The 17990-nt window shown below is 42.0% G+C and carries 21 protein-coding genes and 1 pseudogene; 3 read left to right on the top strand and 19 right to left on the bottom strand.

The features are described 5' to 3' along the window. Positions 1-35 precede the first annotated feature (35 nt). On the top strand, positions 36-185 hold the full coding sequence (locus LZF95_RS14035) for a hypothetical protein (RefSeq protein ID WP_233755721.1): 150 nt from the start codon (positions 36-38) through the stop codon (positions 183-185). A gap of 123 nt (positions 186-308) precedes the next feature. Here the strand turns inward: LZF95_RS14035 and LZF95_RS14030 are convergent, their stop codons facing one another. The 14 genes and pseudogenes from LZF95_RS14030 to lpdA all read right to left on the bottom strand — a co-directional run bounded on the left by LZF95_RS14030 (position 309) and on the right by lpdA (position 11500). Beyond that, positions 309-629, bottom strand: coding sequence for a 2Fe-2S iron-sulfur cluster-binding protein (locus LZF95_RS14030; protein WP_057935576.1), 321 nt, complete (start codon positions 627-629; stop codon positions 309-311). Positions 630-644: 15 nt separating this feature from the next. Then, entirely contained in the window at positions 645-1649 is a 1005-nt protein-coding gene (locus LZF95_RS14025) for an NAD(P)/FAD-dependent oxidoreductase (RefSeq protein ID WP_233755720.1), read from the bottom strand. A 56-nt stretch (positions 1650-1705) separates the two neighbouring features. Next, the gene (locus LZF95_RS14020; RefSeq protein WP_233755719.1) at positions 1706-2155 is read right to left on the bottom strand and encodes a MarR family winged helix-turn-helix transcriptional regulator; all 450 of its coding nucleotides are present in this window, start codon (positions 2153-2155) and stop codon (positions 1706-1708) included. Positions 2156-2373: 218 nt separating this feature from the next. After that, a complete protein-coding gene (locus tag LZF95_RS14015; protein WP_233755718.1) occupies positions 2374-3636 on the bottom strand; it encodes a replication-associated recombination protein A in 1263 nt (420 codons plus the stop codon). Between the two features lie 90 nt (positions 3637-3726). Then, positions 3727-4740 (bottom strand): low specificity L-threonine aldolase, encoded by a 1014-nt coding sequence (locus LZF95_RS14010; protein ID WP_233755717.1) that lies wholly within the window; start codon positions 4738-4740, stop codon positions 3727-3729. Continuing rightward, the gene (locus LZF95_RS14005) at positions 4737-5696 is read right to left on the bottom strand and encodes a glycerophosphodiester phosphodiesterase family protein (RefSeq protein WP_233755716.1); all 960 of its coding nucleotides are present in this window, start codon (positions 5694-5696) and stop codon (positions 4737-4739) included. The genes LZF95_RS14010 and LZF95_RS14005 overlap by 4 nt, the downstream gene beginning before the upstream one ends. Further along, positions 5686-6144 (bottom strand): DUF2721 domain-containing protein, encoded by a 459-nt coding sequence (locus LZF95_RS14000; protein WP_233755714.1) that lies wholly within the window; start codon positions 6142-6144, stop codon positions 5686-5688. Before LZF95_RS14000 ends, LZF95_RS14005 begins: the two co-directional genes overlap by 11 nt. Positions 6145-6192: 48 nt before the next feature. Beyond that, entirely contained in the window at positions 6193-6594 is a 402-nt protein-coding gene (locus tag LZF95_RS13995) for a hypothetical protein (protein ID WP_233755713.1), read from the bottom strand. 32 nt (positions 6595-6626) lie between these two features. Next, positions 6627-7736: a DUF4221 family protein gene (locus tag LZF95_RS13990; protein WP_233755711.1), complete on the bottom strand. Its 1110-nt coding sequence runs from the start codon at positions 7734-7736 to the stop codon at positions 6627-6629. Positions 7737-7794: 58 nt separating this feature from the next. Next, positions 7795-8040: a hypothetical protein gene (locus LZF95_RS13985; protein WP_233755710.1), complete on the bottom strand. Its 246-nt coding sequence runs from the start codon at positions 8038-8040 to the stop codon at positions 7795-7797. Between the two features lie 219 nt (positions 8041-8259). Next, positions 8260-8358: pseudogene (locus LZF95_RS13980) on the bottom strand (DUF2721 domain-containing protein); the annotation flags it as partial. 293 nt (positions 8359-8651) lie between these two features. Continuing rightward, a complete protein-coding gene (locus LZF95_RS13975) occupies positions 8652-9476 on the bottom strand; it encodes an anti-sigma factor (RefSeq protein WP_233755709.1) in 825 nt (274 codons plus the stop codon). Further along, entirely contained in the window at positions 9476-10009 is a 534-nt protein-coding gene (locus LZF95_RS13970; RefSeq protein WP_233755708.1) for an RNA polymerase sigma factor, read from the bottom strand. The genes LZF95_RS13975 and LZF95_RS13970 overlap by 1 nt, the downstream gene beginning before the upstream one ends. Positions 10010-10102: 93 nt before the next feature. After that, positions 10103-11500 carry a dihydrolipoyl dehydrogenase gene (gene lpdA, locus LZF95_RS13965; RefSeq protein ID WP_233755707.1) on the bottom strand — a complete coding sequence of 466 codons (1398 nt, stop codon included), beginning with the start codon at positions 11498-11500 and terminating at the stop codon, positions 10103-10105. Between the two features lie 296 nt (positions 11501-11796). Between lpdA and fabG the strand changes: the two genes are divergently transcribed. Beyond that, the gene (gene fabG / locus LZF95_RS13960; protein WP_233755706.1) at positions 11797-12543 is read left to right on the top strand and encodes a 3-oxoacyl-[acyl-carrier-protein] reductase; all 747 of its coding nucleotides are present in this window, start codon (positions 11797-11799) and stop codon (positions 12541-12543) included. Positions 12544-12705: 162 nt separating this feature from the next. On the opposite strand, the gene LZF95_RS13955 is transcribed toward fabG, so the two are convergent. The 5 genes from LZF95_RS13955 to LZF95_RS13935 all read right to left on the bottom strand — a co-directional run bounded on the left by LZF95_RS13955 (position 12706) and on the right by LZF95_RS13935 (position 17211). Further along, a complete protein-coding gene (locus LZF95_RS13955) occupies positions 12706-13851 on the bottom strand; it encodes a DUF4221 domain-containing protein (protein ID WP_233755705.1) in 1146 nt (381 codons plus the stop codon). Continuing rightward, on the bottom strand, positions 13851-14024 hold the full coding sequence (locus LZF95_RS13950; protein ID WP_233755704.1) for a hypothetical protein: 174 nt from the start codon (positions 14022-14024) through the stop codon (positions 13851-13853). Before LZF95_RS13950 ends, LZF95_RS13955 begins: the two co-directional genes overlap by 1 nt. Positions 14025-14294: 270 nt before the next feature. Next, positions 14295-15932 carry an L-glutamate gamma-semialdehyde dehydrogenase gene (pruA, locus tag LZF95_RS13945; protein ID WP_233755703.1) on the bottom strand — a complete coding sequence of 546 codons (1638 nt, stop codon included), beginning with the start codon at positions 15930-15932 and terminating at the stop codon, positions 14295-14297. Positions 15933-16125: 193 nt separating this feature from the next. After that, a complete protein-coding gene (locus LZF95_RS13940) occupies positions 16126-16821 on the bottom strand; it encodes a YjjG family noncanonical pyrimidine nucleotidase (protein WP_233755701.1) in 696 nt (231 codons plus the stop codon). 6 nt (positions 16822-16827) lie between these two features. Further along, positions 16828-17211 carry a helix-turn-helix transcriptional regulator gene (locus LZF95_RS13935; RefSeq protein WP_192348425.1) on the bottom strand — a complete coding sequence of 128 codons (384 nt, stop codon included), beginning with the start codon at positions 17209-17211 and terminating at the stop codon, positions 16828-16830. 170 nt (positions 17212-17381) lie between these two features. Between LZF95_RS13935 and LZF95_RS13930 the strand changes: the two genes are divergently transcribed. Further along, positions 17382-17972 carry a carboxypeptidase-like regulatory domain-containing protein gene (locus LZF95_RS13930; RefSeq protein WP_233755818.1) on the top strand — a complete coding sequence of 197 codons (591 nt, stop codon included), beginning with the start codon at positions 17382-17384 and terminating at the stop codon, positions 17970-17972. Positions 17973-17990: the final 18 nt, after the last annotated feature.

The following is a 17990-nucleotide window of genomic DNA, read 5'->3' as shown; positions in this document are numbered from 1 at the left end:
CCTAAATCAACTCATTTCCTGTAAAATAATTTCCCTTGCCAAAGGCAAGGCCTGTAAATGCCCAGAATGCAATTCTGGGTCAAGGATATAGTTTATATGATTTTCAGAGTGCCAACGGCACGATCAGTAATGTAAAGGTATTTGTGATCAGCCCGACAACTGTGGCCTTTGCGCTACCTTTGTGACCTTTGCCGTTAAAAAAAGTAAAGCCACCCATTGCTGAGTGGCTTTAAGTATATTTAGATTGGCATACCGATTCTAAAAGTCCAGCTTCTGGAGAAGCAGGACAGCTGTGAATCAGTAATCGCTTACTGATCTTCTCCCCGGAGCTTAAGCACTGCACCCTCCAATACATCTCCAATACGGATCTGACAGGCGAGCCTTGAAGTAGGGAAATATTCCGGCATAGTCTCCAACTGATCCAATTCAGGATCTGTGGCTTGGCCTAGTTCATCCTTGCCTTCCAATACTTCTATGTGACAAGTACCACACAAAGCCATACCTCCGCAAGTAGCCAAAATAGGATATTCGTATGCTTTGAGGATTTCCATCAAGTTGAAGCCCATATCATCCGGTGCCTCGCATTCCTGACGGTTTCCTTCTTGATCTTCTACAGTGAAATTAACCATGCCGCAAAAATAGAATTAAAATGAATTTACACCATTAACGGTCGTGTATTTGAAGCTCAATTTCTGATCTGGATACACATATTTAAACGCAGAGTGCATCATGATCGCCGCTTCATGGAATCCACATAGGATAAGTTTCAGTTTACCCGGATAGGTATTGATATCACCGATCGCATAGATCCGCTCCACTCCTGTGGAATAATCCCGGGTATCCACTTCTATCGCATTTTTATCAATACTCAGACCCCAGTCAGCTATCGGGCCGAGTTTAGGGCTCAATCCAAACAATGGGATCAAATAATCTGCTTCAAGTTTGATGTCGATTTTGGATTTATCCACAAAAGTCACGGAATCTAACTTGCCGTTACCACCCAATTCCTTCAAATTGGCAGAAAGGATCAAATCAATCTTACCGTTATTGGCCAAGTCAAACACTTTGGCGGCAGAATCAGGTGCCCCACGGAAAGTCTCATTTCTATGGACCAAAGTCACTCTTTTAGCAACTTTTGATAGGAAAATAGTCCAATCCAAGGCTGAGTCACCACCGCCTGCCAATACCACGTTTTTATCCCGGAATGTCTCAGGGTTTTTCACCATATAGGTAACTCCTTTTCCTTCGAACAACTCCAAGTTTTCCACTACAGGTTTTCTAGGCTCAAAACAACCCAAACCTCCTGCAATGACTATGACCTGTGCATGGACTTTGGTTTTGTCGTTGGTAGTTACAATAAATGATCCATCTTCCTGCTTATCCAAGTGATCAACCCGCTCACCTAAGGTAAAGGTAGGAGAAAACGGTTTTGCCTGCTCCATCAGATTATCCACCAATTCCTGGGCATTCACTTCAGGATATCCAGGGATATCATATATTGGCTTCTGTGGATAGATCTCCGAAAGCTGACCACCCACCTGAGGCAGGGCATCAATAAGATGACAGCGCATTTTCAGCAAACCAGCTTCGAATACTGCAAATAGGCCTACTGGGCCGGCTCCGATAATACAAAGGTCTGTATGGATCATGATGGATGAATATTTGGGAAATTTCCCGGTTGTAAACTCTCTTTTATTAAAATTGATTATTGATCAAGCGATTCTCCATTGAGATTCTGATAAATCGTATTAAGAATGCGCTTGAACTCTTCGAAATCATGGGGGCTCAGATTTTCCCACGCTTTCTCCCTAATCTGATGAATCTCAGGACGCAAAGAAACGACCTTGGACACACCTGATTCCGTCAAATGCAGCTGAAAGCTCCTCCTGTCCTGAGGATGTGGCACCCGCTCCACGTAGCCCTTCTTACAAAGCAAATCGATGATACGTGTAAGCGTAGGATGATCCTTAAAGACCAAATTGGCAAGTTCCGTCTGACTCAACAGGTCATTTTCGGAAAGATTTTTCAGCACCAACCACTGATCCACAGTCACATCAAAATCTCCTGATTTGAACTGCTGCTGAGCATATTGCTTCACTTTTCGGGCCGTACGGTCCAATAGAAATGAATACCTTGAATATTGCTCTTGTGTCATACCAATAGTTAGTGTGACAAATATATGAAAAATCTGATTCGCAAAACAATTCTCTATAATTTTTATGGGGTTTGTAGGATTATAGAGTTAAGTGCAGGGAAGTGAGAAAGTTGGAAGGTTGTCAAAACTTCGGCATTCAGTATTCGACAATCTTCATTCGATATATTCGTGTTTAAACAAACGAAGGTTCCAAATCTGAATTTAATATTCCCAACCTCTCAATAGCCGTATTTCCCCTTCCACTTAGAGCTCAAATATCTTCTGAGCTCATTTTCCCTGGCATTTTCTCCCGGTTCATACAATTTCAATCCTTTGATTTCATCTGGCAAAAATTCCTGCTCCACAAAGTTCCCAGGGAAATCATGGGAGTATTTATAAGCTTTACCATAGTTCAAATCCTTCATCAATTTCGTTGGTGCGTTTCGCAAATGAAGCGGAACGGAAAGATCTCCTTTTTCCCTCACCAAAGCCTGGGCCTGGTTAATCGCCATGTAGGAGGCATTACTTTTGGGTGAACTAGCGAGGTAAGTCACACACTGTGAAAGTATGATTCTGGACTCAGGATAGCCGATCAGTTTCACCGCATCAAAACAGTTAGTAGCCAAGAGCAAAGCGTTGGGATTGGCGTTACCTATGTCTTCCGAAGCCAAAATCACCAAACGCCTTGCGATGAATTTCACATCTTCTCCTCCCTCTATCATCCTTGCCAGCCAATAAACCGCCGCATTGGGGTCAGAGCCCCGTATTGATTTAATAAAAGCGGAAATAATATCGTAATGCTGCTCTCCTGACTTGTCATATAACGCAACCTTTTGTTGGGCTATATGCATCACTTTTTCATCCGTAATGATGCAGGGATCCTCATTGATCCCATCGATTACGATCTCCAACAGATTCAGCAATTTTCTCCCATCGCCCCCGGAAATCCGCAGTAAAGCATCCGTTTCCTTCAATTCTACTGTACGCTTTTTCAAATCCACATCCTTTTCCAAGGCCTGCTGAATCATCGCCTCCAATTCGGCTCTGCCCAACGAATTGAGGGTAAACACCTGACACCTGGAAAGCAAAGCTGCGTTCACTTCAAAAGAAGGGTTTTCCGTTGTCGCACCAATCAATCGGATTACTCCTTTTTCCACAGCTCCAAGGAGAGCATCCTGTTGGGATTTATTGAAGCGGTGGATTTCATCTATAAAAAGAACGACACCTTGTTGAAATTTTGCCTTTTCAATTACTTCACGGATATCTTTTACTCCAGAGCTGATTGCCGAAAGTGTATAGAAAGGTGCCTTTATCTCATTGGCAATGATATTGGCAATGGTAGTTTTCCCCACACCCGGCGGTCCCCAAAGTATCAAGGACGGCACATTGCCTGATTTAATCGCTTTAAACAGAAATGACTTGGGCGAAGATAAATGTTCCTGTCCGATCAGGTCTTCCAATCGGGTGGGACGCATACGTTCTGCAAGGGGAGTGTTGTTCATTTTGAAGAATCTAGATTCAAGAGGCAAGATAGGGAGAAAAGAAAAAAGGCCTTCGCAGGCCTAATATTATTGACAAAAGCTGTCTGAAAACTATAAGCTTAAAATTCGCTTACGAAACTCCTCCAACTCCTCATCCCTAAAATCCAGATGCGTCACAAATCTCACTAAGTCGGCGCCAAATTTCACAGCTTTGATATCCTTTTCAGCAAGTTTTTTCAAAAACTCCTCCGGTAAAACACCTTCCAGTCTTGCAATCACAATGTTGGTGGCAACAGGAAAAACTTCAGAAACAAATGACAACTTCACTAACATCTCCCCTAATGCACTAGCTCTTGCGTGATCCTCTGACAATCGGGTCACATGATTATCCAAGGCATATATCCCTGCCGCAGCCAAGAAACCTGCCTGCCTCATTCCCCCGCCCCAGACTTTTCGTACTTTTTGCGCCTGCTTGATAGCTGATTTTGTCCCCAAAAGCAAAGAACCCACCGGACACCCCAGGCCTTTGCTCAGGCATATAGAAATCGTATCAAACTGACGCCCCCAGTCGGCCGGACTTTCACCTGACACTACCAATGCATTAAAAAGTCTTGCACCATCCAAATGTAGTTTCAGCCCGTTTTCAACACAGATCTCACGGATCGGCTTGACTTCATCGAGGGTATAAATACTCCCCCCGCCTTTATTCATCGTGTTTTCCAGAGAGACCAGCGTAGTCAGCGGGGCATGCACATCATCCGGATTGATTGCTGCTTTGACTTGTTCCGCCGAAATCTTACCCAGATTCCCATCTAATAACTTGACGGAGGCCAAGGAATTGGACATGATCCCCCCTCCTTCATAGAGGTAAACATGGGAATTTTTATGGCAAATCACCTCTGATTGGATTCGGGTGTGAAGACGGATGGCAATCTGATTAGTCATCGTACCCGAAGGACAAAAGAGAGCCGCCTCCATACCAAAGAGCTTAGCTGCTTTTTCCTCCAACGCATTCACTGTAGGGTCTTCCCCAAAGACATCATCCCCAACAGGAGCAGAAAACATCGCTTCCTTCATCCCAGGCGTGGGCCTGGTGACCGTATCGCTTCTTAAATCGATAATCATTGGTTAAAATACTTGGATTTAGAGCTATTTGAGGGGACTAAAGTCTTGATCGCAGCAGCAGCCTCTATCGGTCTATCAGTTGCCAGGATATCAGTACCTTTTTGTACGAAACTGGCATAAAGCTCATCTCCTCTTGTCACTGCACTTTGATCCAGGTTACCTAATACGCCCAATATGGCAAAAACACCTTTATCGTGGAGAGCTTTGTTAAATTCCTGCGGACGCTCAGCCACTCCGGTAAACGCAATCACTCTGTCCCATGGGATACCGGATTGTTCCAAACGTCCCATTTCCTCCAAATTTCGGATGGTCACAGAAAGCATCAGTTCCGGAGCCATGTCATGTAGTTTTTTGGCTGCGGCAAAGGAATAGGTAATAAGTGCCGCATGAGCCTCTGATTGCGTTTCCCGGACAGCTTCCACGATTTTCTCGTATGGAACTGACTTCTTGATATCCACCGTCAAAAGTGTTTTCCCTTTTGACCAAATCAAAGCATCTTCAAAAGTCGGTACTTTAAAGTCAGTAATACCCCCCTCCTCGTCCTTAAGGAAAAGCTCTTGTATCTCTCCATAGGATGTCTCACTGACCAACCCGCTTCCTGTAGTTGTTCTATCCAATTTATCATCGTGCATCAGAATCAAAACCCCATCTTTGGTCATAGCCACATCCAATTCGATAATCGTCGGAGTGTATTTCAACACATTGGCAAAGGTCTCGATAGCATTCTCGGGAAATCCGGGATAAGGACCTCCCCGGTGTGCAGACACCATCGGAATACGGTCCGAAGTCCAAGTATAGAAATCACGTGCTTCTTCTACACTGTTTACCTGGATATGATTCCCGGAAACTTGTATTGTAGGTTCAACTCCATGAATTACCTGTTGCTCTACCTGTTTCTGGCTACATGAACCACATATTAAAAGCAGAAATGGAACCCATAAAAATTTATTCTTCATTTTTTTTCGAATCTTTTCTAAATATAAAATCAAGGCCACTGCTTCTCTTTCTGAATATTTGCTCCATGTCTGCCAGTTCCAAGTTCAATGCTTTGGTGGATATCTGGATTTCTATAAGTGAAAGCGCCAATGAAATCAGCAAAGACAACATACTCCCCACAAAAACCCAATTAGCTGCTGCAGTAACCCCGCGGAAAAGCAAATACATACAAATGACACATAATAAAAAGCTAAAAACTCCAAAGAGCTGCATGTTTTTGATGAGCGTAAGTCTTCTGCGAAGATTGTGGATTTGCTCTACGATAATACCTTCATCAGGCGCTTCTATAAACTTCTTGTGTAAACCACGGATTAGATTGGCAATAGCCAGAAAGCGGTTGGTATAGGCCAGCATTAGCAATGTGATGGCTGAAAAAAGCAATGCCGGTGTAGAGAGTTGGAGTTCCATATAGGTAAATATCAACAATCAACATTGTCCTTGAAAGTCGCATGAACTTTAATTTGTCTTTAAAACATATTTCAAAGAATCCAATGCGCCCGGATTATTAGGAGAAATTTCTTTAATCCTCAAATCAGAACCATTCTTATAGATGATTAAAGGATAGACAGTCAAAAAATTTTCTCTTAAAAAGTACGAAGAAGTATCCAGATAAATATTGCTCTCGTCAAGTGTAAATCCCAGCCTCCCAATATTCTTTCTGGATATTTTCCCAGTAAAAACTATTATTCCTTGCTTCATTTCCTTCTTATTTTCATTAACAAACTCTTCCACTGTCGTGATGCATTCCGTACATCCTGCATTTGGAATAACCATCAAAAACCCAATATCCGGATTCTTATTAAAAAGAGATCTAGCCAATTCATCCTGTTGTTCAGCACATGAAACTAAAGCATACAAAATTAATGTAATGAAATTGCTACATTTACCCATCAATACTTCACCTTGTACTTACCAAAAACTAGAATATCTTCATTCTCTTTTTCATATATGACAACTCGTCTAAATAGAGCACTATCGGCACAAAAAGCATCTTGATACAATTTTTGATGAGGTACTTCCCCTATCTTATTCAGAGACTCGTCCAATACAATTGTAAGAACATAGATATTATCGTTGTTATTGGACAGAAAGCTACCAGATTCCGAGGTAGCGAGCAATGGATTTGCATCTATAGGAATACTCAATCCCACTGAGGCTTCCCGAAGATAGACCCTTGCAGTAGGCTCGTAAACTAGTTTTCCGTATCTGGCTCCTTCAAGGACATGTCTTATCCTACTTTGCATATCTCCACCTCCGGAGTAAGGAACGTACTTTTTTATTTTTGAAGATCCGGCATATTTTTTTTCTAAGTTGCCATTAATAAGGTCATAAATTAAAATGTGTTCGTTGTAGGGCAAAGATAAATATACTTTATCATCTTTCATAACAGCACTAGATGGCTTAGTTGCCATCATCCAATCCTCTATGTATTCAATGGGCCATTCTATCTCATAAGACTTCTTCTTAGTATCAAAATCATATTCTAGCAAAATTTTATTCCTTAATGGCAAGACGTTGGGTGTCTGCCTTGCCAGAGTAAAAAGTTTAGATTTATGAAATTCAAAAAAGCTTATTCCCGATTGTATGGCTGGATCTCCATTATCCATATCCAAGATTCTAATCTTCTCAATTTTTTTTCCTTCGTCGCTAATTCTAGTTATCTGCCCAAGTATCTCATTCACTGAGAAAATACTGTCCAAACTATACACTTTAAACAAATCTACTCTTCCTAAGCCTTCCGGACCTTCTTTGGCAAACGGAATTCTTTTCCAGTTCTCCTTTGTCGCCAAATTGTAGAAATAAAGAGTATACGTATTATCGTTAAAAAGATAAATAGAGTTGAGAGATGGGACAAAACCTACGTGTTTAGAATCTCGACGAGTTAGAGAATCCAACTCAAAGATATAATATTCCTCAAGCTCAATTTGCACTTCGAAATTTTCCTGCTCAGAATTACATGAGAAAGCTACAATTAATAGTATAAATAAATATTTCTTCATTCTTGGTTAGAGATTTAAAAAAGGGCCAATTAAACTTGGCCCTGAAAACTTATAAAAGTTATGCTTCTCCTGGTGGTAGCACACATTTGCCTAATGCCCCATTCTCCTCATCAAGTAGTTTTTCACATGCCATATCTAGTGTAGCAGTACCATCCTCATTTTCCTCTATGTTCAAGTTACAAAAACCATTATTTTGTGATTGTGATGGACTTATTGTGCACGAGGCATCTGTTGAAAGAGGCAACATCATACCTGAGAACATAACTATCCCAATTGCTAGTAGATAAATTATTCGGTTTTTCATAAGTAATAATTTTAATAGCTCATCGCAATATGCTGGCAAAGCTTTAAACCAATTCGGTTTTCCGGAAACGAATAGTTTAAACTAAAAAAAAAAAAAAAAAACGCAAAATTTTTATTTGCGTTTATCTGAGCTCCTTCAGTTTAGTCTATGTTAAACAAATACCATCTGCCTATAAAACCTTTAGGGAAATAATGACAAAGCATTTTTGCTGTACTCCATTACCATGTTGGCAAGTGGCAGAAATCGATTTGTGTAAGCTAGCATCAGCAGGGTAATTGCCGAAAAAAGTAAGGCAGGCGTCGATAACTGAAGTTCCATAGGCGGAAGCTAATAGATTAAACCCGGCCTATGCATTAGGATTCGTAACAGCCTGTCTCGATCTTTTTCGGGAAGGCTCCAAACTGCAAGAAAATCAGACACTTTGGAGATCAAGTCGTAGCACCGCTACGGTGAGAGCGAAAAGTGAATCCTAGCGACTGATTTTGAAGCAGTTTGAAGCCGTAGTAGATTTGCTGATGCATGCGGGTTAAAGATTCTTGTAATTCCCGATAATGAAAAAAACCTGCTCCTTTTGGAACAGGCAACTATCAACTTATTCAAAGTTCAAATTCTTATGCCACTTCTCCCAACACCACCAGTTTTTCGAGTGTAGGCGCTTCGGATCCGCCTTTTGGCTCTATAGTGATTGCAAATGCACCTGCTTGAACCACTGCTTCCATTTGCTGCAAAGTCAGCTTTTCGTCTGAATTCACAAGACCTATACCTACGGGACCGTCGTCTCCGATAGCCCAAAGCTGGTAATCATACTCATCGCTAAGGTCATTCAAGTTATTCACTGCCACAAAGACTTCTTGCGCATTTTGATCCCAGAAGACATCCACTTTAGCGTCTTTCTGCATTTCGAAACCTTCTCCTCTCATCTCCACACGCTTGAAGTCCCCTGCGACCATTCTGTCTAATTGGGAATCTTTTTGATCGTACTCCTGCTTCACTTGATTCAGATTATCCGCCATTACACTTTGATCCTGAAGCAATGCGGTAAACTGCTCGTTTTTCTCCTGATACTTACCCGCATAATAAAATGCAGCCCCTGAAGCTACTATGGCGGCTATAGAAGCAGCTATCGCAAAAGGTTTCCATGGGCTACTGATCGGCACTACTTTAGCCCCTTCTGGCACAGCAGTAGGTCCCTGTGCCGCCTTTAGTACAAAATCACTTTCTAAGGTATTAAAAATCTTATCCTTTACATCCTGAGAAGGGGCTTGACCTGACATATTATCAATGGCAAACATAGTATCCTCCAATTCATCCAGTTCTTTCTGAATCTCGGGATATGTCTTGGCCAGGCTCAACACTTCCTCACGCTCATGCTCCGTCAACTCTCCCAAAAGGAAAAGTTCCAGTTTACCTGACGATATGTAAGATTGAATATCCACTAGATTCTTGCTACATTTTTTTTCAACACTTGTATTGCCGCTCTCACCCTAGACTTGACGGTGCCTAGAGGTATTTCGAATTCCTCCGAAATCTCCGAATGTGTATATCCCTTGAAGTAAATATACTCTACTATAAACTTTTGGTCATCATTGAGATCGATCATCAACTCCCTCACTCCGATCCCGTCTATCTGCTCCTGTGTACCGGATTGGCTTTCCATCCCATATACGAAATCATCTATCGTGTTGGTCTTACCCGATTGGGAGATTTCTTTAGAGCGTAGCTTATCAATGGCTGAATTCCGACAAATATTGGCCATCCAAGTGTACAAACGCCCTTTCGACTCATCGTAATGATCTATTTTTCTGATGATTTTCACAAAGGAATCGTGAAAAATCTCCTCCGCTATGTCTTTATCAAAAATAATCCTTGAGATCACCGCATAAAGAGCCCTAGAGTATTTGTCATACAAATACTCCGTGGTCTTTCTGTCCTTTGCCCGTAGTCCGGCGATGAGTTGTTCTTCTTGCAAAAATTAGGTGTATTGAAAAATTTCTTCCCTAAATGTAAAACACAAGACCTATTACTTATAAGCCTTGTGCCTTTTTTTTTCAAATTATTTTGATCAAAGGTGAATCACCTCGTCATAAGCCGCGGCAGCTGCCTCCATAATAGCCTCTGACATAGTAGGGTGAGGATGCACGGTTTTGATCAGTTCATGACCGGTGGTTTCCAATTTACGTACAGCCACAACCTCCGCGATCATCTCAGTCACGTTGTATCCTATCATATGCGCTCCGAGTAATTCACCATATTTTTTGTCAAACACCAATTTCACAAACCCATCCTTTGCGCCAGCGGCAGATGCTTTGCCTGAGGCGGAGAATGGAAACTTACCGACTCTCAACTCGTATCCAGCTTCCTTGGCTTTAGCTTCCGTCATACCTACAGATGCAATTTCAGGAGAGCAATAAGTACAGCCTGGAATATTGCCGTAATCCAAAGGCTCAGGATTCTGACCTGCGATCTTTTCCACACAGATAATCCCCTCAGCAGAAGCCACATGGGCCAAAGCCGGCCCAGGAATCACATCGCCTATGGCATAGTAGCCAGGCATATTTGTTTTGTAATACTCGTCAACTTTGATTTTGCCTTTATCCACCAAAATCCCTACATCTTCCAGTCCAATATTCTCAAGGTTTGAAACAACTCCTGCGGCAGAAAGCACAACATCACATTCCAACGTCTCATCACCTTTAGCAGTTTTCACAGTGACTTTGCAGCCCGTGCCTTTGGTATCTACCGCCGTCACCTCTGAAGAAGTCATGATGGTCATACCGGCTTTCTTATAGATCTTCTCCAATGTCTTGGAAACTTCAGCATCTTCTACAGGCACGATTCTATCCAAAAACTCTACAATAGTCACCTCTGTGCCCATGGTCGCATAGAAATAGGCAAATTCAATACCGATAGCCCCCGAACCTACGACCACCATTTTCTTAGGCATTTTGTCCAAGGTCATTGCTTCACGGTAACCGATAATCTTCTTTTTGTCGATTTTCATGGAAGGAAGCTCTCTGGATCTGGCTCCGGTAGCTATAATAATATTATCCGCAGAATAGACTGTTTTCTTGTCTTCACTATCGGTCACTTCTACTTTCTTTCCAGGTTGGATTTTTCCCCACCCTTTGATCACTTCAATCTTATTTTTCTTCATAAGGAAGGTAACCCCCTTGCTCATTCCGTCCGCGACACCTCGGCTTCTTTTGACAATACCCGTAAAATCAGCATTGGCGTCTTTTACTGTAATGCCATAGTCAGCAGCATGATTGATGTACTCAAATACCTGAGCACTCTTCAGTAGAGCTTTGGTGGGGATACACCCCCAGTTAAGGCAAATACCTCCCAATTCCGCAGCTTCTACCACGGCAGTTTTTAGGCCGAGCTGAGAAGCACGGATAGCAGCCACATAGCCACCCGGTCCGCTTCCCACCACGATCACATCAAATTTTGTCGAAGACATATCTATTTTGAGTTATTTTAAACGAGTTGAAACTATGCAAAAATAGGCCTTTTGGCTTCAGAAAAAAATCCAGTTTGGCTCCCATACCAGGCAAAAAATACTGTTTTCACTTAAAACACAAGCCTTTTTTAATCCTTGATTCCGCACTATTCGACAATAGTAGAATTTTATTCTAAGTTATTGCGCATAAACAGATTAATACCCTTTATTTATCAAGAATGACTAGCAGAATCGACTTTAGAACCAAAAGTTTTAGCTTTTTTTCTAATTTTGAGCAAACAAAATTTTAGAACTAGATGGGATTACTTTCAGGAAAAACGGCATTGATCACCGGTGCATCTAAAGGCATCGGAAGAGCAATAGCTATCAGATATGCACAAGAAGGCGCCAATGTCGCCTTCACTTTTTTGTCAAGTATTGAAAAAGGTCAAACACTCGAAAGAGAACTGGCAGCTTATGGAATCAAAGCCAAAGGCTATAGATCTGATGCTTCAGACTTCAAAGCCGCCGAGGAATTGGTAAACGATGTGGTGGCTGAATTCGGCGGACTGGATGTTTTGATCAACAATGCAGGAATCACCCGTGATAACCTCTTGATGAGAATGACAGAAGAAGCTTGGGATGAAGTGATCGGGATCAACCTGAAATCCTGCTTTAACACCGTAAAAGCTGCCACTAGAACTATGATGAAAGCCAAGTCCGGCTCTATCATCAATATCACTTCTGTAGTGGGAGCCAAGGGAAATGCCGGCCAGTCCAATTATGCGGCTTCCAAAGCAGGGATCATAGGCTTTACAAAATCTGTTGCGCTAGAACTTGGCCCTAGAAATATCCGGTGCAACGCCATAGCTCCAGGTTTTATAGAAACTGAAATGACCGCAGTACTGGATGAGAAAACAGTGCAAGGCTGGAGAGACGGCATCCCGATGAAGCGTGGCGGACAGCCGGAGGAAGTGGCTGATGCCTGTGTGTTCTTGGGATCTGATATGAGTAGCTATATCTCTGGACAGGTGCTTCATGTGAATGGAGCGATGTACACCTAACCTTTGAGGTCTTTCAGACCTCAAAGGTTTATAATTAATGGATACATTTGAGGTTTTTGAAAACCTCAAAGTCAAACGAGCGGCTGGAGAGATTCAGCCGTTTTTTGTTTTTAGCCACGAAGAGCACGAAGTGGCGCAAAGCAGTCCTCCCTTACCCTTCAACTATTCATTTGCAAACCCACTCAAGTCTATCTTATAAAACCCGTATTCATCCTCTGATTCCTGCTCGGGCTTGTTTATGAAAAGACCTTCGGAAGTAATGAACCAGTTTTTCAGATCAGAGTTTGGTGGATATGAAAAGTCAAACTCTCCCAAGGAGTCAAAATCCCGGTTATAAAATGAGAGCGAATAGTTTTTAGTTCTGGAATCATTGGTTTCTCCCGTCCCGCTTTCATTAAGCTTTCTTAATAGGAGGAAGAGATCTCGTGTCTTATCGAACAACAAATCAATCGTTGCAGAGGATTCTTTTTTTAATTCATAAAGCCCGATCCGATCATTTGTCACTGAAGTTTTTATCACAAATTCCGACCCTCCATAGTTTGGTTTGCGAGCTGGTTCAAAAATACTCTTACTTACTAGCAATGAGTCTTTATAGATAAATACAGAATCCGAATAGGGAAACGTATAATAACTAAGACCTTCAAAATCGAGATACAATAGATCTGGAGGATAAGAACGAATATCAGTTGCGAACTTTTTTAAATAGCCAAAAGGAAAGTCTATACCATAGAAATCAATTTGCTTGTTGTTTGAATCGAAGTCCAAAACCCATTTTTCAAGGCTTTTATCATAAGCTGAATTATCTTTCGTGGTAAAAAAGCTTAATGGTGATATAACAGTTCTGTACCTACCCTTTTTTAATTTATATAGTGCGGATCCTAGAGTGGTCAAATAAGGTATTTCGGAATTAATTAAGATTCTTTTCAAAAGAACCCCTTCCTCATATTCATAAAACATTCCTTGAGTATTTAAAACTGCTATTTCATTTTTAGAATCAGCATAAAACAAAGCAACATAATCATCAAACGCATAAGGGCCAATTAAGGGCAATTGAAAGTCATGAATCACTCGCCCGGTTTCTAATGAATAAATTTTCACATTCTGCTTATCTCCAGACACTGGATATTCCACATCATCAATCACCAAAATCTGCTTAATATCAATGACTGAAGTCAAGGAATCTTTAATCAAAGAAATTTCTCCAACAATCAACTCCTCCAACTTCCCTTGATAAATTTCTTCATCTTCCTTTTCAGCACATGAAAAAATCAACACTATCAATAACAATCGTAGCAATGTCTTTTTCATCAGTCTGCAAATTGGGATAAGTCTATCTTATAAAACTCGTACTCATCTTCTGAGGCTTGCTCAAAGCTCATCTCTCCTGACACGAAATCTTCAAGCTTACCCTGGATTGGTTCTTTTTCTTTGGCGCAAGCAAAAAAGAGGATGACAACTAAAAGAGGGTGCGAGTATTTCATCTACGGAAATTTAAAAGTATAACTAAAAATAAAGAAAAAAATTTAAACAAGGGGAGGTATACTGCAAAAAAACAAACCCTAAGATCCAATTCGCAGGGGACAAATCCTCTGTGTCCTTAGTCGCAAAAACAAAAAGCCCCGGATCTAAACCCGAGGCTCTTGTAACCTTTGATGAGTCACCTTGAGCGAAATTGAAGGGGCTCCTCGAAGGTTTAATTCTGAAGGTAAATTCAAAGCTCTGTACTTAAGACCTTCGAGGTTTTATAAACCTCAAAGGTCGCTTCCCAAGAAAGGGTATTTATAATCCTCTGGGGAAACAAAGGTTTCCTTGATCGTACGCGGAGAAACCCAGCGTAACAGGTTGATCATGGAACCGGCCTTATCGTTAGTTCCGGATGCTCTCGCTCCGCCAAATGGCTGCTGTCCTACTACAGCACCAGTCGGTTTATCATTGATGTAAAAATTACCTGCCGCATTTCTAAGCTTCGTAGTTGCCAGCTCAACGGCGTAACGATCCTGAGAGAAAATCGCCCCTGTCAAAGCATATGGCGAAGTCTGATCTACCAACTCCAATGCTTCTTCAAAACGCTCCGGATCATACACATATATTGTCAACACTGGCCCAAAAATCTCTTCGCACATAGTAGTGTACATTGGATCTTGGGTCACGAGCACTGTCGGCTCAATGAAGTAACCTTTGGACTTGTCGTAGTTACCTCCAGCGATGATTTCCACTGCCGGATTGTCCTTTGCGTTGTCTATATACTTGGCGATTTTATCAAATGACTTCTCGTCGATTACCGCATTGATGAAATTGGTAAAATCTTCCGTTCCACCCATTTTCATATCTGCAAGATCAGCCAACAAGCTTTCTTTCACTTCTTCCCAGATATTGGAAGGAATGTAAGCACGGGAAGCGGCAGAGCATTTTTGTCCTTGGTATTCAAAAGCACCCCGGGCAAGTCCTACAGCCACGGCTTTTGGAATAGCAGACTTATGGGCGATCACAAAATCTTTTCCACCTGTCTCACCTACAATCCTCGGATAAGATTTATATTGATGAATGTTCGTACCGATTGTTTTCCAGATGTGCTGGAATACGCCGGTAGAACCTGTAAAGTGAATTCCCGCAAAATCAGGATGTTTGAAGATAACATCTCCCGCAACCGGTCCGTCCACGTAGATCAAATTAATTACACCAGCAGGAACACCCGCTTCTTTGAATACTTGCATCAGGACATTTGCAGAGTAAATCTGCGTGTAAGCTGGCTTCCAAACGATGGTATTCCCCATCATGGCAGCTGAAGTAGGCAGGTTACCGGCAATTGCTGTGAAGTTGAACGGAGTCAACGCGAATATAAACCCTTCAAGAGGACGCTGTTCCAGTCTATTCCATACGCCATTTCCAGAAACAGGAGGCTGTTGCGCATAGATCTCAGTCATGTACCGCACATTGAATCGCAAGAAATCTATAAACTCACAGGCTGCGTCAATCTCTGCCTGCATCGCATTTTTGGACTGGCCAAGCATGGTAGCCGCATTGATTTTGGCGCGATATGGGCCTGCGATCAAGTCGGCAGCTTTTAAGAAAATCGCTGCTCGCTGTTCCCAAGCCAGGTTCACCCAAGCCTCTTTGGCCCCAAGTGCCGCATCGATTGCCTGCTCCACATGGGAAGCATCTCCCTCATGGAAATGACCCAAAACATGTTGGTGATCGTGCGGAGGAGACATTTGGTGTGTATTGCCAGTTCTGACCTCATCCGAGCCTATATACATCGGTACATCAACTTGCTGGGATCTAGCTTCTTTGAGCGCAGCTTGTAATTCTTTTCTCTCGGGGCTACCGGGAGCGTATGTTTTTACCGGCTCATTCACCGGAGTTGGAACATTAAAAAAACCTTTGAGCATGATATCTGGGGTTATGATTTTCTGATTTGCCAAAGATAACCAGAAGGTTTTATTGGCGGACAAATATGAAGTAAAAGAACCCGAAAGAACGATTTCTAGTTCGCTGATGCCCCTGCTCGTATCTCATTAATGGGGAATCAACTCTAGAAACATTCTCAATACTGTAAGTCTGAGCCCCCACAGCGGTATTCTGCTATAGAATGGCTTCCAGTTCTCTTAAATGTGAAATTGTGTAGGTGGGCTTCAGGTCAATAGCCTTACCAAGTGGGTTGAAAAACACTTGATCCAGCCCTGCATTATATGCTCCTAAAATATCTGATATGGGATTATCCCCTATCATAAGACTGTTCTCTATCGTGGCTCCGGCTTGATCTACCGCATACTGAAAGATCCTGGGATCCGGCTTTTTGTGACCGGTTGTCTCGGAAGTGATGACCAATTCGAAAAACTCATTCAATCCAGATGCATTCATTTTCTTTGCCTGGCTTTCATCAAACCCATTGGTGATCACATACAGCTTATATTTAGGCTTGAGATAGCCGAGGACTTCCATGGTATGGGGAAAAAGATGGGGCTTACTGGAAGTCCTGTGCATGAAGTCCCCTTCAAAACCCGCAGGAATAACCGTACCTACCAGCCCGGCATGAGCAAATATCGAAGGAAACCGAGTAGCTCTCAATTCATCCCTATGGATTTCCCCTTTGTCATAGGCTTCCCAAAGCCTATAATTCACCGCATAAAAGGAGTCTATAAAATGCTGACACGAGAGAAGCCCAAGTTTTTCCAGCTTATAGTGAACAAAAAGCTCAGAAAGTGATTCCTGTACATTTCGATCATAGTCCCAGAGTGTATGGTCCAGATCGAAGAAGAGATGTTGGTAAGTTTTCAAAGGGAATTAACGTCGGTACTGATTATTCTGAATTTTATTGATTGCAAGTTCACGGTTTGATTTTAAGATTTCGAAGGTTTCCTGATCTTTCAGGAGACTTGGATCCTTCTGTATAAACTTAAAAATCTGCTGAATGATTTCCATGTACTCTTCCAGGATGTAATAAAACACCCACTGATCCACCCGTTTACTTCCCAACAAACCTGCGTTTTTTAAATATATCAAGTGTCTGCTGGTTTTGGTTTGGGTAAAATCCAATATGAGTTCGAAGTCTGAAATGGACAGTTCCTTATTGAGCATCAATAAGTGGAAAATGCGAACCCTAGGCTCTTCGGAAAGCGCCTTAAAAATCCTAAGACCGTAGTTTAAGCTGATGTTTTTTAACCTCATTTGTAAGATTTAACGCAGTTTATTCGGGTAAAATAAAAATTCACCCGAAATTAGAGTATTATCGTATCAGAAAAGACAACCAATTGCCGTTCTATTAAGTTAATTTATTTGTGAAGAATTCTATACTCCTTCGGTCAGCATTCCTTTTACTAGTGGGATTTATTTTTACCATAACCTATTCTCATGCCCAAGATGAACCCCAGAGGAAAGTGATTCAGCTTTCCGGTATCGTCCTCAATGCAGACAGTACCGATGCTGTAGCGGGAGTGAATATATACGTGCCAACCAAAGGAAGAGGCACAAGTTCAGGTAGGTTTGGATATTTCTCCATGCCTGTGCTGGAAGGTGATTCGGTAGTATTCAGTTTTATAGGACTAAAAAGACAGACCTTCAAAATCCCCGAAAAAGTGGAGAGTGACCGGATTAGCCTGATCTTGACTATGCAAGTAGATGAAATTGCACTCGCAGAGATTGAGGTGATGCCTTTCCCCACTGAGGATGAATTCAAACGAGCGGTGATTGCCATGAACGTGGTAGATCCTATGTCCATATCCCGATCTAATATGAGCCCTGAAATGTTCCTCCGATGGGCCGAAGCCATGCCAGCCTCCGGCAATGAGAATTTCCGATATTTCCAGGAAGCGCAGATGCTGCAAAACCAGGATCTATACGGTCCAAGAACTCTCAGACTTCTCGACCCATTTGCCTGGGGACAGTTTATACGCTCTATCAAGCGTGGGGATCTGAAACAGAGGGATTAGATAACATCTTACCAATAG

This window comes from Algoriphagus sp. AGSA1 (genome assembly GCF_021390545.1).
Taxonomy (GTDB): domain Bacteria; phylum Bacteroidota; class Bacteroidia; order Cytophagales; family Cyclobacteriaceae; genus Algoriphagus.
This window is presented reverse-complemented; position numbering and strand designations above follow the sequence as displayed.